Source organism: Mucilaginibacter sp. (genome assembly GCF_039921305.1).
GTDB lineage: Bacteria > Bacteroidota > Bacteroidia > Sphingobacteriales > Sphingobacteriaceae > Mucilaginibacter.
In genome coordinates, this window is sequence record NZ_JBDSCA010000027.1 from 22,117 (window position 1) to 41,855 (window position 19,739).

Annotated in this window: 15 protein-coding genes; 6 read left to right on the plus strand and 9 right to left on the minus strand. The window is 42.4% G+C overall.

The window, feature by feature from the left end; genetic code table 11:
* The 6 genes from ABIN91_RS07975 to ABIN91_RS08000 are packed head-to-tail and all read right to left on the minus strand — an operon-like array spanning position 1 to position 5,665.
* Positions 1-138, minus strand: a complete 138-nt coding sequence (locus ABIN91_RS07975) for a hypothetical protein (protein ID WP_348050282.1) — start codon at positions 136-138, stop codon at positions 1-3.
* Positions 135-1,337: a glycosyltransferase gene (locus ABIN91_RS07980; RefSeq protein ID WP_348050284.1), complete on the minus strand. Its 1,203-nt coding sequence runs from the start codon at positions 1,335-1,337 to the stop codon at positions 135-137. Before ABIN91_RS07980 ends, ABIN91_RS07975 begins: the two co-directional genes overlap by 4 nt.
* A gap of 9 nt (positions 1,338-1,346) precedes the next feature.
* The gene (locus tag ABIN91_RS07985) at positions 1,347-3,470 is read right to left on the minus strand and encodes an AAA family ATPase (protein ID WP_348050286.1); all 2,124 of its coding nucleotides are present in this window, start codon (positions 3,468-3,470) and stop codon (positions 1,347-1,349) included.
* Positions 3,471-4,196 carry a TolC family protein gene (locus tag ABIN91_RS07990; protein WP_348050288.1) on the minus strand — a complete coding sequence of 242 codons (726 nt, stop codon included), beginning with the start codon at positions 4,194-4,196 and terminating at the stop codon, positions 3,471-3,473.
* 7 nt (positions 4,197-4,203) lie between these two features.
* Entirely contained in the window at positions 4,204-5,298 is a 1,095-nt protein-coding gene (locus tag ABIN91_RS07995; RefSeq protein ID WP_348050290.1) for a sugar transferase, read from the minus strand.
* Positions 5,264-5,665 (minus strand): response regulator, encoded by a 402-nt coding sequence (locus ABIN91_RS08000; protein ID WP_348050292.1) that lies wholly within the window; start codon positions 5,663-5,665, stop codon positions 5,264-5,266. Before ABIN91_RS08000 ends, ABIN91_RS07995 begins: the two co-directional genes overlap by 35 nt.
* Positions 5,666-6,295: 630 nt before the next feature.
* On the opposite strand from ABIN91_RS08000, the gene ABIN91_RS08005 reads away from it, so the two are divergent.
* The gene (locus ABIN91_RS08005; protein ID WP_348050294.1) at positions 6,296-10,231 is read left to right on the plus strand and encodes a Pls/PosA family non-ribosomal peptide synthetase; all 3,936 of its coding nucleotides are present in this window, start codon (positions 6,296-6,298) and stop codon (positions 10,229-10,231) included.
* A gap of 232 nt (positions 10,232-10,463) precedes the next feature.
* On the opposite strand, the gene ABIN91_RS08010 is transcribed toward ABIN91_RS08005, so the two are convergent.
* Both ABIN91_RS08010 and ABIN91_RS08015 read right to left on the minus strand, forming a co-directional pair.
* Entirely contained in the window at positions 10,464-12,140 is a 1,677-nt protein-coding gene (locus ABIN91_RS08010) for a hypothetical protein (RefSeq protein WP_348050296.1), read from the minus strand.
* A 1-nt stretch (position 12,141) separates the two neighbouring features.
* On the minus strand, positions 12,142-13,224 hold the full coding sequence (locus ABIN91_RS08015) for an acyltransferase (RefSeq protein ID WP_348050298.1): 1,083 nt from the start codon (positions 13,222-13,224) through the stop codon (positions 12,142-12,144).
* An 84-nt stretch (positions 13,225-13,308) separates the two neighbouring features.
* On the opposite strand from ABIN91_RS08015, the gene ABIN91_RS08020 reads away from it, so the two are divergent.
* Genes ABIN91_RS08020 through ABIN91_RS08030 form a run of 3 tightly spaced genes read left to right on the plus strand, consistent with a single transcriptional unit; the run spans position 13,309 to position 15,407 of the window.
* Complete coding sequence (locus ABIN91_RS08020) at positions 13,309-13,926, plus strand: hypothetical protein (RefSeq protein WP_348050300.1); 618 nt, start codon at positions 13,309-13,311, stop codon at positions 13,924-13,926.
* A 54-nt stretch (positions 13,927-13,980) separates the two neighbouring features.
* The gene (gene gap / locus ABIN91_RS08025; protein WP_348050302.1) at positions 13,981-14,976 is read left to right on the plus strand and encodes a type I glyceraldehyde-3-phosphate dehydrogenase; all 996 of its coding nucleotides are present in this window, start codon (positions 13,981-13,983) and stop codon (positions 14,974-14,976) included.
* Positions 14,973-15,407, plus strand: a complete 435-nt coding sequence (locus ABIN91_RS08030; protein ID WP_348050304.1) for a GNAT family N-acetyltransferase — start codon at positions 14,973-14,975, stop codon at positions 15,405-15,407. The genes gap and ABIN91_RS08030 overlap by 4 nt, the downstream gene beginning before the upstream one ends.
* Positions 15,408-15,474: 67 nt before the next feature.
* Here ABIN91_RS08030 and ABIN91_RS08035 read toward each other — a convergent pair whose 3' ends face one another.
* Complete coding sequence (locus ABIN91_RS08035) at positions 15,475-16,140, minus strand: hypothetical protein (protein ID WP_348050306.1); 666 nt, start codon at positions 16,138-16,140, stop codon at positions 15,475-15,477.
* Positions 16,141-16,285: 145 nt separating this feature from the next.
* Between ABIN91_RS08035 and ABIN91_RS08040 the strand changes: the two genes are divergently transcribed.
* Positions 16,286-17,476, plus strand: coding sequence for a phosphoglycerate kinase (locus tag ABIN91_RS08040; RefSeq protein ID WP_348050308.1), 1,191 nt, complete (start codon positions 16,286-16,288; stop codon positions 17,474-17,476).
* A gap of 91 nt (positions 17,477-17,567) precedes the next feature.
* On the plus strand, positions 17,568-19,448 hold the full coding sequence (locus ABIN91_RS08045) for a CocE/NonD family hydrolase (protein ID WP_348050310.1): 1,881 nt from the start codon (positions 17,568-17,570) through the stop codon (positions 19,446-19,448).
* Positions 19,449-19,739 lie beyond the last annotated feature (291 nt).

The following is a 19,739-nucleotide window of genomic DNA, read 5'->3' on the forward strand; positions in this document are numbered from 1 at the left end:
CTAAAACATGATCTTGAAAAGCCATACAAATACACCAACAAATGCCAGGGCAATAGCTACTTTACGGGTCATTTTATGTGTTGGTGTAAGATCTTTAAACCGATCTACTTTTTCGTTCTTTACCGGTTCGATTCTCATTTTTGTTGGTTTATATCATCAATATGAGTTTCAACATAATGTTTGGTTGCTACATTATTACCTTGTGGTGTAAATATTTTTAACAACGATAGCACTTGCAAAAACATAAATTTAGGTATGTTAACCAACGATCGGTAGATCTTTTTATCGGTATGTGATAAGGCCAGTGCCAGGCCGAAGCCCAATACAAATATCAACAAGCCCGCCATCCATAAGCCAAAAGCCAAAAGATTGCCGGTTAACAGGTTGATAAAGGCAAATACTACGGATAAGATGAGGAACATAAACAATGGCGGCCTTACCAGTATTAAACCAAATACAAATTTATTACGGTTAAAGGTTATCAGGCCGCGGCCTATCATACCAAAACCATACTTGAAATATTTGAACCAGGTATTTATCCAACGAGAGCGCTGGCTTACCAATTGGGTTGATTTGGATGTTTTTTCATCATAAACTATGGCATCCATAGTAAAGGCAATGCGTTCATTCCGGTTAATGATGGCGGCTTGTAAAACTTTATCAAACCCGGCACCGGTTATATCCAAATGCTCCAGGCATTCGCGGTAAAGCTGGGTTGTGAAGGCCATACCGGAGCCTGCCAGTGTTGCCGATGAACCTGCGCCGAAAAGTACCTTACCATCATAAAAATGATAATAGATATCGCGGGCGGCATCTAAACAGGCAAAAGTGGTATCTAAATTTTTGGCTTCGCGGATACCTTGTACGGCTTTAAAACCCTTATTGAACCATGGGTTGAGGCGGTTGAGGTAATCGGGTTCAACCAAATTATCGCTGTCAATAATGGTTAAACATTGGTGCGGGCGAACGAAACGGTTAATAGCGTAAAAGTGCGAGCGGGTGTTACTGGCTAATGTTTCTTCGGGGCGTAATAGAACTACGCGTTCATCGCTAAAACTGAGATTGCTGATATCGCATTTATCGGCAACAATATAAACTACATAGTTGCTGTAGTTAAGTTGCAGCAATGATTTTACTACTGCGGGCAAGGTATGTGTTTGCTCGTAAGCGGTTACTATAATACCGTAATCAATTTCGGGGGGTAAAATGGTGCTTTGTTTCGAATCACTTTTTTTAACGATGCTGTAAAATAAATACAGCACAAGCGGAAACACCAGATTAAAGCCAATTATAACCTGGACAACGATCCATATATCTGATAGAATAACTTCGATCATATGTAATAATTACTTTTCCTGAGAGGCTGCTTTATTAAATACCCAGCCAGCAAACCTTGTGCCCAACGTTTTAAAATATTTAACTGATGCCAATTTAGAATCATCAAGTTTTTGATTGGCTTCAAACACAGCTATGGTTTTATCGGCAAATAATAACCACTCTTTAGCCTTGTTCATTTTTGCCATATCCTGAACTTCGATAATGATGATATCATACATTGATTTCAGTTTCAAAAATTTTTGCTGAATGATCCTTTCGTTTTCGATCTCTAATAAAGTGATATCGTTACCCTGATTACCTAATACACTAATGTTGGTGTTTAGGATAACATCTCTATAATCGGGATCGTCCCTGAAATAATCTTCGATAAACAGCTTAGGTTGTACGGTGGAACTGATGGTTGGGTTACTAAAGTTACCATCAATTAGCAATACTTTTTTGTTGATGATGGAGTAGGAGTAAGCCAAACTGATAGCCAGTAACGTTTTACCATCGCCATCGCCTAAACTGGTTATGGCCAGTATTTTGTTGCCATGCAATTCCTGATCGATCTCAAAACGGATAGAGCGAAGCAAATCTTTAAATTGCTGCATTTTACTCCGGTTTTCTATATCCCAGATCTTACGCAGATCGAGCGTGGTGCCTTTGATCACGTTAAGGTGACCTAAAACAGGCAGGCCGCTTTTATTGGCCAATGCTTTTGGTTGCTTAATGGAATCGTCAAGATAAAATAAGATGAACATGATCAAAAGGAGCACTATCTCGGTAACTATACCTGCACCTATAGTAAGCAGCATTTTTTTAGATGGTGCAGGGCCACCCGGCATGGCCATATCAACCTGACGTATTTTTGTGGAAAACTCGTTGGCAGTGGTAGCCTGGTTATATTTTCCTAATATATCAAGATAGTCTTTGCTATCGCGTTCAATACCGCTTTGAAGGGATTCTATCACGGCCTCAAAAGGTACTAATTTATCTAACTGAGACTTGAGGTTTGCCAATTCGGCGTGAATAGTTGGGACACTTCCTTTTGCAATATCGCGATCAATTTCTAACCGTAATTTTTGTGATATTAAATTTTGCTTGGTAGATAGCGGATTATCTGCAGATTGAGACACTGATTCACTGATCTGGTCGGTTAGTATGCTTTGTATCGAATCAACCTTTGCTTTATAGTAAGGGTTGTAGCCGCTTTTTATTAGCCTGTCGGTAAATGTTTTTAGAGCTTCCCGGTTGGATATGATTTTAGCCGGGAGGGCGTGATTCCTATCGGTTGGCCCTAATTTATCGTTCAGATTATTAATGGCGCTGTTGTTGGCGGCTATTTGCTGCTCGGCTAACTGTTGGCGGCCCTGATAATCGGCTATTTGTGAGTATAAGCTTGATGCCTGATCGGTTATATTTAAAATATGATTGTCAATTTTATATTTTTTCAATGAATCATTCTTTACATCCATTGATTTTTTCTTATCCTGCATCAAACTATCCAGCAAGTGAATAGATTTACCATGGCTTTGCTTATCATTAGCGCCCTGGAAAGTAATAAACTCGCTTACCAGTTTATTAACTACAAAAGCAGAAAGCTGTGGGTTTTCTGATTCAAAACTTACCTGGATAAAATCACTATTCTCATTACGATATATCACGGTTTTGGCTAATAGCGAACCCATATCATAATGCATAGATGATATTAACTGATTTAAACCCGCCTGATCTACATCATAAGTTTGCAGTGCACCGTGGGTGTTATACATTTTTGTAAAAACATCAATGGCGTGCTGCTTTGCACTCGGAACCAGATCATGAAAGAGCTTGCTATGTTTGCGGAAAGGCACATCACTTGTCAGATCATGCAGTATCAGCAGGTATGAAACCTGGTTTTGTACCTTTTGCATTTTCATCATGGTGATGAGGTTGCTGAACTTGATAAAAACCTGAGACTCCTGATCGATTGCAACATCGGGTAATTTTTGCGACTGATCAACTATACCTGTTGCAATAAGTGTTTGTGATACGTAGCTATCTGGTAGGTTGCGTACCATATAATAGCAAACCACAACCATTAGTACCGGAACAATTATGAGTATAAGCTTATAACGTTTTAATAAGGCAACAAAATCAGCTAATTCCATTTATTTTATTTCTTCTAATTTCTTCCCCACAATCTCTTCGAGCGCTGTTTTGGCATTGAGCACAGCTACTTCAGCCTCTATTTTGGCCTGGTTAACTTCGGAAAAAGCTGTTGTTGCCCGGGTATAATTTTCTACAGTTTCGTTTCCTTTTTCAAACTGGCGTTTGGCAAGGTTGAGCGATATGGCCAGATCCTGAGCTGTTTTAGTGCGGATACGTAAAGTAGCATTCATTTGAACATAGGTTAAATAAAGTTTTCTAACCTGGGTTTCAAGTGAGTTTAAAAGCGCTTCCTGCTCAAGCAGGGCAATGTTATAATTGGCTTTGGCATTTTTTGTGTTTGATGGATTACGCAAAATACTACCAAAATTTACAGCAACAGCAGCCTGGTAACCTTGAAATATATTGGGGTTTACCGTGTTGCCGGTAGATGTGCCTGATGATATATTGTTATTTGATGTTAGGTTAATGGCATTAGCAGGGCTATATACGTATGAAACAGATAAGCCATCAAACCAAGCCAGTTTGGTTTGGTTATAGGTGGTTTTTGCAATATCAACCTGGGCCTGTCGTATTTTGACTGCGCTGTAATTTTGCTTGGCAGAGTTAATGAGCTTTTGCAAAAAAGGGTAGTCAATATCGTTCATTATACTCTCTTGGGCAAGGCTTTTAGTAAGGGGTAATAAAAGCAGAATGAGTGATAATGTATAAACCAGATTTTTTTTCATGTACAAATTAAACTTTTTCTTTTTGGAACAAGGCAGGAAATGTTCCTAAAAGAATTTTTAGGTCGAGCCAGAACGAATAATTTTGCGCGTAAAAGTTGTCTAATTTCTTTCTTTCGCGCTCACTCATATCTTCTTTACCGCGTTTACTTACCTGCCAAAGGCCGGTTAGGCCGGCAGGACCGAGGAAACGCATCGACCATTCGTTAGAAGTTAACATCTCTGCTTCGTACAAAGGTAGTGGACGATTGCCAACTAAAGACATATCTCCTTTTAAAATATTAAATAATTGCGGAAGCTCATCTAAACTGGTATTGCGAATAAAGTTACCCACTTTGGTAACGCGCGGATCGTTCTTGATCTTCACGAAAGCCGCTTTTGAGCTGCCTTCTTCTTCGGCGCTGTATTGGTTAAGGTCCGACATTTGGGCTATCATCTGATCGGCATCGGTACGCATGGAACGGAATTTGTAAAAATCAAATACCTTGTAACCGGTACCTACACGTTTACTTTTATAGATCATTGGCCCTTTTGAGTCGAATTTTACGACAAGCGCGACAACTAACATTACCGGTGAAGCCAGTAAAATAGCGCCACTTGCCGATACGATATCAAAGAAACGTTTGCTTAACGGCATTTTGTATTCAACATCAACCTGGTTTAAAAGTTCCGACAATTTTGGGCGGATGAGTTTAAACTTGATGAGGAAGTTAAGGCGCTCGCAAAGGTGATCTATTGGCAACGGATAGGTATAAAGATCATTAACCTTTAAATGCAGGGCTTTATTTTTCCAGGTTTTGTTTGGCGTTTTGGCCAGCAATACAATGAGTAAACCATGTAACATGGGGTTTTTTTTGATCTTTTCGACCAGGGTAAAACAGTACTCATCTTCATCAACCTCCATTAATAAAATATCGGGGAGGGTTAATATAGATTGCTCTGATAAATAATCTTCAAAGGCGTTGAAAGATACCAGGTGCTTAACAAAAAAATGTTGTTTTAATTCGCCAACCAAATGTTCTTCGGTATCAGAACTAACGTATGCAACCTTGTTCTGTGCCTGACTTGAACTATCCCAGTTGGTTGGTGTATTCGGGCTCATCATATATACTTAATACCTTGCTTATAGCGGTTTTTAAAGAAGTTGGGTTGAATGGTTTGTGCAAAAAAGCATCGATCCTGAAAGGCATTTCGCCTACAAGATCTTCAAGATTATCGGCTCCAGAAAGAACAATGATAGGAGTATCTTTATAATAACCACTTATTTTTAAGTTACGAACAAAGGTTAACCCGTCGATATAAGGCATCTGCAGATCGGAAATAACCAAACCTGGGTCGTTACCTTCTTCGAGCCAGCTCAGGGCTTCTAATCCTGAGTTTTTTATGATCAGATCATAATCTTTTGACAGGATGAAATTTAAGAGCTTAAGGATGCTCAAATCATCATCAACTATAAGTATTTGTGTCTTCATTCACTCGGGTATAATAAAACGATGCTGACTGGCTTTTAAGCTCAATTTACATCAATTTTAAATAATCAAAATAGTTATTCTAAAATTAACTAAACATAAATAATTAAAACGGATTAACCAATGTTAATATGGCATAAGTTATACCAAGCCATAACATGTGGAAAATTACTAATATAAGTAGTTGTTTTATACTAAAATGAAAAATTAATATTTATTAGTTATTAATAGGGCGTTTATTTTATAAAAGATGTTGTTGTGGTGTGTAAACCAGGTAAATAAAACCGTGTTTATTTATTGTTCAATTACATTAATGTTAAAGTAGTAATTAATTATCGTTTAAGGTCATAATTTTTATTGTTTACGACAAAGCGATATAGGATGTTTCAATATTATCCACAAAAGGCAAAGCGCATTTTGTATTATTAGTAATTACGAGATTGCGTAGTTGTGTAAAGAGTAAATAATTTCAACCAGATAGCAGAACAACTTAGTTGATTTACCTGTTGGGAATGGGCAGTAATTTAAGCGATTTTTAATTTAGAGAATGATTGCATCACGCTAAACTATGACTATAATTGTAAGTCTGATTAGTGCCAATTAAACTATAAATAACCACGGGAATATATATTTATGAGTAGCATCAGTATTGTTAAAGGTGCTGTACGTCCGGATTTGCTTTTGGAAGAAACACTGGTTGTTTTATTCAGAACTTCTGCGGCGAATTTTGCGGATAAAACCGCACTGATATTCGGTAATGAAACATTAAGCTATGCCGAGCTTGACCGCTGGAGCGATGCTGTTGCGGCCGACCTGGCCGGTAAAGGGATTAAGCGCGGCGACCATGTGGGTGTTTGGTGGCGGCGTGGGCTTGAACTGCATGTTGCCATTTTGGGTATCATTAAAGCCGGGGCAACCTATGTTCCGGTTGACCGGGAAATACCTGCCGAGCGGGTTGAAACTGTGATGACCGAAGTGGGCGCCAATGCCTGCTTTAGCATGGAGCCGCTTAATTTAACCTGCCCGTTGTTTACTATCGCCGAAAGGCCAACTACGGAAACCATAATTGCAATACCGGAAGGGCCACAACCTGATGATGGGGCCTATGTGCTGTACACATCGGGTAGTACGGGGACGCCTAAGGGGATACCTATAAATCACAGGCAAATTTGCCAGTTGGTGCGTGCCGAACAAACCGTTTTACATATTGAGGCCGCGGATAAAGTTTATCAAGGTTTTTCGGTATCGTTTGATATGTGGTGCGAGGAAACCTGGGTGAGCTATTTTGCAGGCGCTACCATTTGGGTGGCTGATAATACAACATCTAAGGCGATTGATGAATTGGGCGATGTACTTCGCGACCAGAAAATAACCATATTGCATGCCGTACCCAGTTTGCTGGCTGTAATGGAGGATAATAATCCGGATATCCGCGTTATTAATGCTGGGGGCGAGGCTTGCACGCCGCAGGTACTGGCACGTTGGGCCAAGCCCGAAAGGCGCTTTTATAACAGTTATGGGCCCACCGAAACTACGGTGAGCGCAACCTTTGCCGCTTTAAAGTTTGGTGATATTATTACCATTGGCGAACCTTTACCTAATTACAATTTGGCTGTGGTTGATGAGCAACTGAACCCTTTGCCGCGTGGTGAGCGTGGCGAACTGGTAATTAGCGGGCCGGGATTATCTAATGGTTATGTAAAACTGCCTAAACTAACTAAAGAGAAGTTTGTTGCCAAGCCAGCCGCATTGGTTGATATGCCGGGCGAAATGATATACCGCAGTGGCGATGCCGCTATTATTAATGAAGACGGTAGCATTGATGTGCAGGGCCGTTTTGACGACCAGATCAAGCTGCGGGGTTTTAGGATAGAACTGGGTGAGATTGAAGTTAAACTGAACAGTTTGGCTGGAATTGCTTCGGCGGCTGTTGCGGTTAAAAAGGATAGCAACGGGACCGACCATTTGGTGGGTTATGTTGTACCGGAAGATGCATCGGATATTGAAGAAACCGTTTTGCGTGCTGAGCTGGCTAAGGTACTGCCTACTTATATGGTGCCGAGTGTGATTATGGCTATGCCCGAAATGCCGAGGATGCCAAGCGGAAAGATCAATCGCAAGGCATTGCCTGTACCGGAAGCTTTAACGATTAATGATAACGGGCCTGAGGAAACATTGGATATGAATGCCCCGGTGGCAGATAGGTTTTTGGCTATTTTGAATAAGATATTCCCGAACAGGCCGATAGACCTATCGATGGATTTTTTTAATGACCTGGGCGGGCACTCTTTGCTGGCTGCTTCGCTGGTATCCAGGTTGAGGCGGGATGCCGGTATTCCGCAGGCATCATTAAAAGATATATACCTGCACCGTCCGCTTGATAAACTGATAGAGAATTGGGAAGCCAATGTTAAAACCGAAAAGAAACAACGTACCTATTTTAAAATAGAGACCTGGAAATATTTGCTATGCTGGTTTGGACAAACACTGGCATTGGGAATTATTTACGGGATGTTTGCTGTGGAGATATTTGCTCCCTATTTAGGTTACTACTATACAGAGCAGGAAACTGATAATATTGGTTATGGGGTTTTGATAGCCATTGCCCTGTTTTGCATTATTCCACCTTTGTTTACGGCTGTGGCCATTGGTGCTAAATGGGCGGTTATTGGTAAGATGAAGGAGGGCGATTATCCGTTGTGGGGAGGGTATTATTTCCGCTGGTGGTTTGTGAAAAAGATGATGGATATATTGCCGGTTCAGTTTTTGAACGGTACGCCGCTTTACCCTAAATTTTTGCGATTGCTGGGCGTTACGGTAGCGGCCGACGCGCAACTGAGTTCGTTAACTATCGGGGCCGAAGATCTGGTGACCATTGGTGTCGATGTGAGCATTAGCTCACAAGTAGTATTGAATAACGCTTTTGTTGAGGATGGGATGCTTAAGTTACGAAGCATACATATTGGTGATCACGCTTATATAGGTAGTAGCGCCGTGATATCGGGCGGGGCGAGGATGGAAGCATGGACGGAGTTGCAGGACCTGAGCCATTTACCGGCCGGGAAGGTGATTAAACCGGGGGAGGTTTGGCATGGCAGCCCGGCGCAATTAAAGGAAACCAAGAAGATAGAAGACTTGCCGCAACCGCTGTTTACGTCGCGCGGGATGCGGCGTAAGTATGTGGTGATATTTATGCTGATGGTGTTCGCGTTTCCGTTCATTATTTTGCTGCCGCTTATCCCAACCATTATAGCGGTTAATAAACTGGATAACGCTGCCGATGATTACGATTTTACTTATTTGTGGTTAGTGCCGGTACTGGCAACGGTTTATATTGTACTGTTCGCGCTTGAAACCATTTTGCTGACGCGGATATTGCAGCGCGGTATTAAGCCGGGCAAGTACCCTATTTACAGTATGTTATATGTGCGCAAGTGGATGGCCGATCAATTGATGTCGTTATGTTTGATCGTATTGCACCCTATTTTCGCGAGTGTATATGTATCTACGTTTTTCAGGCTGCTTGGTGCGAAGGTGGGTAAGAATACCGAGGTATCTACCGCGAGTAGCGTAACACACCCGCTGCTGGAAATTGGTTCGGGCGCCTTTATTGCCGATGCCGTTACTTTGGGTGAGGCCGATGTGCGCGGGCAGCAATTGATATTGGAGAAGACCATTATTAACGATAGCAGTTTTGTAGGTAATAGCGCACTCATCCCGCAAGGGTATGAACTGCCCAGTAATATGCTGGTTGGGGTACTTTCTACACCACCAAGTAAAGAGCAATTGGAAGATGGCAAAACACACGATTGGTTTGGTTCACCGGCTATTGGGATGCCGAGGAGGCAGGGTAGCCAAACCTATCCGGATGAGTTAACTATCACACCTAAAAAGCGCCGGAGGCTGGCCCGTGGAACTGTTGAGTTTATCCGGATCATTCTGCCGGAAACGGCTATTATTTGTTTTACGGTGTTGTTTATCGCATACGCTCACGATCTGATTATTGACGAGCCTCTGTGGAAGATCATTGTTGAGTTTCCGCTATTTTATTTGTGTTATATGGGGGTGCCTGCTTTTATGCTGACCATGTTGCTGAAATGGGTATTCATCGGTAAATATACCCCTCGCCAAAAGCCCATGTGGACCTGGTTGGTATGGCGGAGCGAAGCGGTAACATCCACTTATGAAGCTTTGGCTGTTCCGTTTTTGCTGGATTTTTTGAGGGGGACACCTTGGTTACCGATGTTTTTACGCCTGATGGGGGTGAAGATAGGGGACAGGGCATGGCTGAATACAACGGACTTTACCGAGCATGATATGATTACGATGGGTGATGATGTTGCATTGAATGAAGATTGCGGTCCGCAAACGCATTTGTTTGAGGATAGGGTGATGAAGATCGGTCCGGTTAAGATCGGATCGCGAACGAGCATCGCCGTAAGGAGCATTATTTTGTATGACAGCGATATTGGGAACGATTGTAATATTGACGCGCTTTCGCTGGTGATGAAGGGGGAGACCTTATCGCCGGAAACGGATTGGATAGGAAGCCCGGTTAAGCCAGCTTAGTTATTTTGGTTGGTGTGGTAAGTTTGGTATTTCAGTTTGAACAATTAGTTGATTATCTTTGTATTGACAGAAGATAACGATTATAAAGATGTCGTTTGATTGATTGAAATATTCTTACTTTATCCCCCTCTTTATAATGATTGAAGGTGTGAGTGAGTGAAGGATTGAATGACTGAGGGATTGAATAAGTCGAATAATTCCCCCCTTAATCCCCCTCTGATTAGTCCATTGGTTATTCTGCTTCTACAAATATTGGTGTTTCGGTTACGGGCATGTTGAATTTGCCGTTGGTGGTTGGTTCTTTGATGCTTTCCATAGCGGAGTCGCCAATTTTTAATGGATGGATGATGATGTTTTTGGCTGTGCCTAAATCGAGTGTATAGTTGCCTGTTCGGCCCTTTTCGTCGGGTATGAGCAGTACGTACATTTTTTTGCTGCCGAGCTGGTATACATCAACTAAGGGATCCTGACTGATGGTGGCTTTGTATTCGTAGTTACCCATTAGTTTGGTAACCTGCAGGGCATAATCGGCAGCGGGGCGGCGTTCAAGCGTTTTTTCGTCGGCCAAACCAGACGTGCTGTATTGAATGGCGCTTGTATTATCATCAAACAACTGATAGTAAAAGGCGCGTTTAATGCCGTGGCGGTTGTAGAGCAATGCGGCTCTTAATAACCAATCGCCCTGTACTTCTACTGCTGATTTACCATCGATTGCCATAACCCTTTGCGGACTGCCGGGGTTAATATCATAACACGTTTCGGTGATCCATACAGGAGGGTGCTGTTTGAGGCTGTTGGCAAGTGATACAAAGCCATCGGCCACTGCGCCGGCTTCGCTTAGTTCGGGCGCAAGGCCACGTGTAGCCTGGTCGTTAACATGCGATTTATGGTCGTTAGGGGCAAAGTGGTAGTTAATCACATCAAAGCATAAGTCTATACTGCCATCGGGTTTATAGCCACGGTTTTGTTTGCACCATTCTACCATATCGGCCACAAATTTTACGTTGGCTGTGGCAAGGCCGGTCATGACAACCTGCATACCCGGGTCGGCATTTTTAACGCCTGCGCCTTTACCCAGTTTGCCTTTATTACCATCATAAAAGGCGGATAGGTTGGCCGCGTACTCGCTACCATTTTGCTGGGCCTTTTTGCCTTTCCACCATTTATCGCGCTCGTTATCGCACTCAATGTATTTGATGAGGCCCATGCCTATTTTAAGTTCGTTAACCTGATCGCCATTCCAGCGTTGGCGGGTGCTTACTTTAACCAGGGCTGGGTTAACTTTGGTATTGTAACCGTAGCGTGCCGCGAACTGGAAGCCCGCACGGGCCTGTGCTATGTAGGATGCCGGGTCGCTGTGGCTCATCCCGTAAGGTGCCGGAACGTTTTCGGCATCACGCTCATTAGGCGGGAAGTCTTTTACTAACCAGCCGGGGCAGGTTTTAAGGCATACCAATACTTCGATACCCGCGTTTTTGCAGCCCTGGTAAATGGCATCAAAATTCCAGCCGCCGTTGTTTGTGGGGTTAAAGGTATAACTGCCCTCGGTAGCTTCTATTTTGCTCCAGTCCATATAATGGCGAACACCGGTGAAGCTTTTGATCACAGCCATTTTGGGCTGGTAGATGTGGCTCGCGTCGTTATTGTTATTGGGATCGTTCAGGAAGTTCCATTCGTAGCAGTTGATGCCAAACATGTTGCGGATAGCATTTGGTTTAACCGCATACTTGCTCACCATTGATGGAACGGGGTTGCCTATAATAGCATTGGCAATGTTATGGTTGTTTTTTGAAAAATGCCTGTATGCTTTGAAAGCGACGGCACCTGATATTAAAAGCAGGACAAGGACAATGAGGTACTTCTTCTTCATTTGGTTGTAGTTGGCAACCGGTAAAAGGTAAAGTTCCATATTAAAATGAGGAAGCTACCAGTTTATCGGCGCGTTTTTTCTGTACATACCTTTTACCCCAATTCATGAAAAAAAGTTCGAAATAATTGTAACTAATGTAACTTAAAATTAAAGTAAGAGTTACAGTTAGTGTTATCATAACAACAGGAGTACTGTGTACAAAGCGTTGCAAACCTGCATAAATTATCTGGTGGAGCAGGTAGATCGAATAGCTGCATTCGGCCAGAAACTTTAATATGACCTTGATAAAGCCGGGTAGAAACTCAAAATCGCAATTGTAAAACAGGTAGCAAACGGCAACGGTTAACAGGCTTAACGCTATGCGGGTAGGGCCCACTACCAACTGGATAGGTTCGCCGGTAACGGGATAATAAGTAAATAACAATACCAATATAATGATGAATACGGGTAGATAGTTTTTGAATTTGACCAATGCCGGCTGGAACGTTCCGAAAAGTATCCCGATAGCGAAATAGATGAACTGATCGAACGAGTTGGCGTAAGTATCCCATTGATGGCCCAAAGTTACGGCAGGGTTTAAGCCTTTAAAGGTATAGTAAAAGAAGGGTGCTGCAATGATCAATAAGGCTAAGTAGAACAGTTTGATATTCTTCACAATGAGCCATACCAATAAAGGGAACAACAGGTAGAATAAGATCTCGTTCCCGATAGACCATGCGCCGCCAACCAAAAAGGTGCTGGGCTTGAATGAACCGTAGAATACGGTAACATTGGTGGCTATCTTTTTTAAGGGTGGCCAACCGTGGTTAGAGTCGATCAATACCTGTAAAATGGTGGCGAGCCATAGCAGAGGGATAACGCGAACGGCTCTTTTAAAGTAAAAATCGCCGATGCTGGCTTTGTTGAACTGCAGTTTATTTAAGTAAACAAGGCTAAGCGTTAAACCACTGATTACGTAAAATATGGCAACACCGTAAATTTTGATCTTGGCTAATATGGATGACGAATCGGCTTCGCCAAAGTTGAACAGGTACATGTGGTAACAAAGGATACCGGTTGCGGCAAGGCCCCGTAAATAGTCGATAGATATGTTTCGCTTTGCAGAGGTATTGGTACCTGTCATTTATATAAGGGTATTGTTAATGGTAAATATACGTTTTGAAATTTGATCTGCGAAAGTATATCCAAAACCAATGCCATTTAATTTATGGCTGTTAGCGAACTAAATGAACGCTGTGTTGTTACATCAGCACTTGTTTACTTTCAACCCCAAATCCTGAACTTTATGCATGCCTTAACTTTAAAAGAGCGGACGCTCTTAGCCGAGAAACTCAATACCACCAATAAGTTTTTAGTTTACTTTATTAAGGTAGCCATGTTACGGCCGGAGCTAAGCTCATCCTCTGTTAAAAATGGGAATGACCTATTAGCATATTTAGAAAACATCCCCCAAGTGCTACCTAAAGGTTTTGGCTTTAACGTGATAGTTAAAATATATAATTATGCTAAAGATAGTGGCTTGGATACCGAACCGGGTGTATATTGGATAGCATGGCAGGCAGAATTAAGCCGGAATACTTTGGCTTATTGCACCCATACGCATACGATAGATGCGAATCGCCGGAAGGAAAAAAAGGCTGAATACGAGTATAAATTTAAAGTTTGGGATGACGGCTTACAGATTGAAGAAGACCTGCCACACGATTTTGACAGTTACGAAGTAACGTTTTTGCATAAAGCGGCCAACGCTATGGATTTTAAAAGCAAAGGATCGTGGTTGAGCGCCGATATTACCTTTGATAAAGGGGAGGAGTTTACAGCGTAGTTACATACATTACAATTGTTCTTTATACCTTTGCCCACCTGAATAATTGATGTAATGAAGATAGCTATAAATGGTTTTGGAAGGATAGGCAGGATATTTTTACGGTCGGTTTTGGAGCTACCCAATATTGAGGTTGTTGCTATTAACGATTTGACGGATACCGCTACGCTTGCCCATTTGTTTAAGTATGATTCTGTACATCGCGGCTTTAAGGGTGAGGTTGGTTTTGATAAGCAAAATCTGATCATCAATCAAAAAGCTATCCGCGTTTACGCTGAAAAAGAGCCTTCTCAATTACCCTGGAAGGATTTGGATATTGATCTGGTTATTGAATCGACAGGAAAATTCACATCCCGCGAAGGTGCAACACAGCATTTAACGGCAGGCGCCAAACAAGTAATTATATCGGCACCGGCTACCAATAAAGATATACCAACGGTTGTTTTGGGTGTGAATGATGGTATGGTCGATCTGCGTTCGCCAATACTATCCAATGCATCATGTACCACAAACAATGTAGCCACTATGGTGAAGGTTTTGGATGATAACTGGGGAATTATTGATGGTTACATCACCACAGTACACTCCATGACGGGCGATCAAAACCTGCACGATGCTCCGCATAAAGATCTGCGCCGGGCACGTGCGGCTTCGGCATCCATTATCCCAACAACAACGGGTGCCGCTAAGGCTATTACCAATATATTCCCGCATTTGCTGGGCAGGTTAGGCGGAGCAGGTATCAGGGTACCGGTATTGAATGGTTCGTTAACCGATTTTACATGTAGTTTGAAGGTAACGCCTACGGTTGCCGAAATCAATGCGGCTTTCAAAAAGGCATCGCAAAATGGCATGATGAATGTACTGGAATATACCGAAGACCCAATTGTTTCAGTTGATATTCTGGATAATCCGCATAGCTGCATATTTGATTCGCAACTTACGTCGGTAGTTGGCGGCTTGGTTAAAGTGGTTGGTTGGTATGATAACGAAATGGGTTATTCAAGCCGTTTAGCTAATTTAGTTGAGGAAATAAGCCAGTTAAAATGATCAAGTTCATCCCCTTAGCGCAAGTATTTGATGTGCGTAACATTGTGTTGCGCGAGGGTAAAATGCCGCCGGGGCAACCACGTTTTCCCTCGGACGATGCAGAAGGCGCTTTCCATTTGGGATATTTTGATGGCGATAAACTGGTTTGTGTAGCGTCGTTCCATCCCGAAACCTATACAGCCTTTCCCGGCAAGGCTTATCAATTACGCGGCATGGCTACGCTGGAAGAATACAGGGGTAAAAGCATAGGTAACCAGTTGCTCAACTTTGCCATAGTTTACCTGCGCGGACAAAAGACTAATTACATTTGGTGCAACGCACGCAAAAAGGCTTTGAAGTTTTACGAGAGCATTGGCTTCGAAATTGTATCACCAGAGTTTGATGTACCGGGTATTGGCCCGCACCATGCTATGTATTTAAAAATACAGTAGTCCATTGCAAAACCAACACTGAAATTATGAGGTGTGGAAATTATTGCACAGATGGGTCAAAACTTACTCAATTTGATGTGTACACCAAAGTTGAACTACTTTTAACAGTAGCCGAAACTCCCGTAGTAGTGTTCATGTAAGAAGAGAAATAAATGGTTTCTTTATTGTTCAGTAAGTAGTCGTACTGCACGCCGGCCTCGGTGCTGGTATTAAATGTTCCGGTAAATATAAAGTTGCGATTGAACGAGATCTTGGTATAAACAACGCTATTCATCGTAGTATCTTTTGTGCCACTTATTGTTACATTATTCAAATTGTTTTCGGCATAGTTAGTAGTTATCGTACCGTCCTTACTAAGGGTGGTATAACTATATTTGCCTAACTGGATACTCTTAAAATCCTCTTTAAATATAATAGAGAACGATTTTGCCAAACTATCCTTACGTATTAACAGGTTAATGCTTTCGTGCAAATTCATAGTAAGTGTTTTATTGTTTACGCTTACTTTTACAACTTGGTTACCATTGTTAAACGAGATGTCATATACGGGCGTTGGAGTTGTGGTTGAGCCCGAGCCTGGCGCATTCCCCCTGCTGGATGTAATAGTTGTGGTAGTTGTTGAGCTTGTGGTAGTAGATGAACGGCTCGAAGTTATATAGGTATCGGTACCGGATTTGGAGCAGGCCGAAAATGCTATGGCAATAAATAAGATAGTGTAAAGGTTATTTCTCATCTCGATTTTAAATCTGCTCGAGGGAATGCAATACAAGTGCCATTTATTTATCCACGGTTATTGAAACAAATATTCCATATACTTTTTATATGTACCAATTATTTCGGAATTTGGCGGCTTACAATTTTTGACCCGTAAAATATTTATGAAAACAATAGACCAGATCAGCTTTTCAGGAAAACGCGCCCTTATTCGGGTTGATTTTAACGTTCCCTTGGATGACAGCTTTAATATAACCGACGATAACCGGATGACCGCCGCTTTGCCAACCATCAAAAAGATATTGCAAGATGGCGGCTCGGTGATCTTAATGTCGCATTTAGGACGTCCAAAAGATGGACCGACCGATAAATACTCTTTGAAACATATCATACCTCATCTGGCTGATCTATTAGGCCAGCAGGTTGAGTTTGCCGATGATTGTATTAGTGAAGATGCCGCTAAAAAAGCAAAGGACTTAAAACCTGGAGAAGTATTGCTTTTAGAGAACCTTCGTTTTTACAAAGAAGAAGAAAAGGGCGATGTTGCTTTCGCCGAAAAGCTATCAAAATTGGGCGATATCTACGTTAACGATGCTTTTGGAACCGCACATCGCGCGCACGCCTCAACATCTATCATTGCTCAGTTTTTCCCTAATGCCAAATACTTTGGTTACCTGATGGCTGGTGAATTAGCTAATGCCGAAAAGATATTGAACGGTGCTGCTAAACCATTCACAGCTGTAATGGGTGGTTCTAAAGTTTCGGATAAGATACAGCTGATCGAAAAACTATTGGACAAGGTTGATAACCTCATCATCGGTGGTGGTATGGCTTATACCTTCGCTAAAGCTGCAGGTGGTAACATTGGCAACTCGTTATTGGAAGCGGATAAGTTAGATCTGGCTAACGAATTGGTGCAAAAGGCAAAAGCCAAAGGCGTTAACTTGTACCTCCCATCCGATACCATCATAGCTGATAAATTCGCTAACGATGCTAATACAGGCGTGGCTCCAACCAAAGATATTAAAGATGGTTGGATGGGTTTAGATATCGGTCCGGATACGATAGCGGCCTTCAACAAGGTGATAGAAGGTTCAAAAACTATTCTTTGGAATGGCCCGGTAGGTGTGTTTGAAATGGAAAGCTTTGAAAAAGGAACCCGCGCAATTGCCGATGCTGTAGTTAAGGCGACTGAAAACGGCGCTTTCTCATTAATAGGCGGTGGTGATTCAGCCGCGGCAGTAGCTAAGTTCGGCCTGACCGAAGAGGTTAGCTATGTATCAACAGGCGGCGGCGCTTTGTTGGAATACATGGAAGGCAAAGAGTTGCCAGGCGTTAAAGCGATAAACGAATAGTTAATTTTAAGTAATATTGAGAGGCAGGCCAAATTGGTCTGCCTTTTTTTGTGTGATATAATTCCTATTTTTATACCATAACTGATTCCCGATGAAGAAATACCTCCTCTTATCACTTGGCCTGATAATAGCTGCAACGTCGTTTGCACAGCGCCCAACTTTTGTTGCTCCCGATGCGCAATACATTAAAGATAACTATCAAAAGTTTGAGTACAATATCCCCATGCGCGATGGCAAGAAGCTATTTACCTCGGTATATGTACCTAAGGACAAAACAAAGAAATATCCCTTCATGATGGATCGTACCTGTTATAGCGTTGCCCCTTACGGCGCGGATGCTTATAGGCCATCACTTGGCCCATCTTCCACTTATACCCACGATGGTTACATCTTTGTTTACCAGGATGTTCGTGGCCGCTTTATGAGTGAGGGTATCTACGAAGAGATGACCCCTGAACTCGAAGTTCATAAAACCAAAAACGACGTTGACGAGGGCACCGATACTTACGATACCATCGATTGGCTTTTGAAAAATATATCCAACAACAATGGTAAAGTTGGCGTATGGGGTATCTCATACCCGGGTTTTTATACCACCACAGCTTTATTGAGCCGCCATCCGGCTTTGGTTGCGGCATCGCCACAAGCGCCTATTGCCGATCTGTGGCGCGATGATGGCTGGCATAACGGTGCCTTCTTTTTGGTGGCTAACTTTGATTTCTACCCATCGTTCACCAACCGCCAGGATGATAAGCCTAGCCAGCGCAGAGGTAACCCTTTTGATATCGGTACCAAAGATGGTTATGACTTCTTCATGAAGATGGGTTCGATGAAGAACACTAACGACAAGTATTATAAGGATACCATCCGCCTTTGGAACGAAATGATGGATCACCCCAATTACGATGCGCACTGGAAAGCAAGGAACGTATTAACCCATTTACACGATATTAAAACCGCCGTACTGGTAACCGGTGGATGGTATGATGCCGAGGATTTGTACGGAGCCATTAACACTTATAAAACTTTAGCCAAAAACAATCCTAAAACCCCCGTTTACTTTGCCATGGGGCCTTGGGTGCATGGTGGCTGGGCACGCGGCCCGGGCGATCATTTGGGCGATGTTGACTTTGGCGGGCCAACCGGTCCATTTTATCGGGATAGTATTGAGTTCAAATTCTTTAGCCATTACCTTAAAGGGACTACTATGGGTAAAGTAGCTAAGGTCAATACATTCCAAACAGGCGTAAATAAATGGAAAACCTATAATACATGGCCGCCCGTCCAGGCTAAAGAAAAACGGTTATACCTGTTGCCGGGTGGTAAGTTATCATTCACCGCGCCAAAATCAAGTACAAATAGCTTTGATCAATACGTATCCGATCCCAATAACCCGGTGCCGTTCGTGGTAGATCGCGATCAAACCAGCGGTATGCAACGCGAATACATGACTGCCGACCAGCGCTTTTTAGCCGACCGTAAGGATGTATTAAGCTATCAAACCGATGTACTGGATCATGACGTTACCATAGCCGGAAACATCTGGGCCAACCTCAAAGTATCCATCACCGGCACCGATGCCGACTTTATAGTTAAAATATTGGATGTATACCCCGATACAGCATCAAACAATAAATGGATCGGTTCCAATGTTAAAATGGGTGGCTACCAACAAATGGTACGCAGCGAGCCTATGCGTGGCAAATACCGCCAGGCTTTTGATAAACCAGTTCCGTTTATCCCGGGAACGGTAACTCCCGTTAACTGGGAATTACAGGATGTGTTGCACACCTTCAAAAAAGGCCACCGTATTATGGTTCAGGTTCAAAGCACATGGTTCCCTTTGATTGATCGTAACCCGCAGGTTTTCACTGATATCATGAAAGCTAATGATGCTGATTTCAAAAAGGCAACCCATAAAGTTTATACCTCTAAACTTCACCCAAGCTATTTGACTGTGAAGGTAATGTAGACAATTTTGTCGGTATATTCAATGTTTCTTTTTTCATTTATCATATACCTTTTTTCAAATGGTCATCTGTATTTGTCGGTGTTTTAACAAGGTGCGGAGGGGGTAATCCTGAATCGGCAGTCGAAGGACGGGGCGAAGGCCATATCCGATATGCAACTTTTAAGTATTGCTCACTGCAAGTACTAATAACCAGTGATTAATGAACCAGTGACCCAGATACAAAAACAAGAATAACACCGCGAAAACAGTACTAAATCAAAACAAAAAGCCTCCCGATTTTAAAATCGGGAG

Bases quoted from the DNA above. Each gene is read 5' to 3' on its own strand.
- ABIN91_RS08020 (WP_348050300.1), top strand. From the start codon at position 13,309: ATGGCTGTTAGCGAACTAAATGAACGCTGTGTTGTTACATCAGCACTT.
- ABIN91_RS08000 (WP_348050292.1), bottom strand. From the start codon at position 5,665: ATGAAGACACAAATACTTATAGTTGATGATGATTTGAGCATCCTTAAG.
- ABIN91_RS07995 (WP_348050290.1), bottom strand. From the start codon at position 5,298: ATGATGAGCCCGAATACACCAACCAACTGGGATAGTTCAAGTCAGGCA.
- ABIN91_RS07990 (WP_348050288.1), bottom strand. From the start codon at position 4,196: ATGAAAAAAAATCTGGTTTATACATTATCACTCATTCTGCTTTTATTA.
- ABIN91_RS08035 (WP_348050306.1), bottom strand. From the start codon at position 16,140: ATGAGAAATAACCTTTACACTATCTTATTTATTGCCATAGCATTTTCG.
- ABIN91_RS08040 (WP_348050308.1), top strand. From the start codon at position 16,286: ATGAAAACAATAGACCAGATCAGCTTTTCAGGAAAACGCGCCCTTATT.
- ABIN91_RS07975 (WP_348050282.1), bottom strand. From the start codon at position 138: ATGAGAATCGAACCGGTAAAGAACGAAAAAGTAGATCGGTTTAAAGAT.
- ABIN91_RS08030 (WP_348050304.1), top strand. From the start codon at position 14,973: ATGATCAAGTTCATCCCCTTAGCGCAAGTATTTGATGTGCGTAACATT.
- ABIN91_RS08010 (WP_348050296.1), bottom strand. From the start codon at position 12,140: ATGGAACTTTACCTTTTACCGGTTGCCAACTACAACCAAATGAAGAAG.
- gap (WP_348050302.1), top strand. From the start codon at position 13,981: ATGAAGATAGCTATAAATGGTTTTGGAAGGATAGGCAGGATATTTTTA.
- ABIN91_RS08045 (WP_348050310.1), top strand. From the start codon at position 17,568: ATGAAGAAATACCTCCTCTTATCACTTGGCCTGATAATAGCTGCAACG.
- ABIN91_RS08005 (WP_348050294.1), top strand. From the start codon at position 6,296: ATGAGTAGCATCAGTATTGTTAAAGGTGCTGTACGTCCGGATTTGCTT.
- ABIN91_RS07985 (WP_348050286.1), bottom strand. From the start codon at position 3,470: ATGGAATTAGCTGATTTTGTTGCCTTATTAAAACGTTATAAGCTTATA.
- ABIN91_RS07980 (WP_348050284.1), bottom strand. From the start codon at position 1,337: ATGATCGAAGTTATTCTATCAGATATATGGATCGTTGTCCAGGTTATA.
- ABIN91_RS08015 (WP_348050298.1), bottom strand. From the start codon at position 13,224: ATGACAGGTACCAATACCTCTGCAAAGCGAAACATATCTATCGACTAT.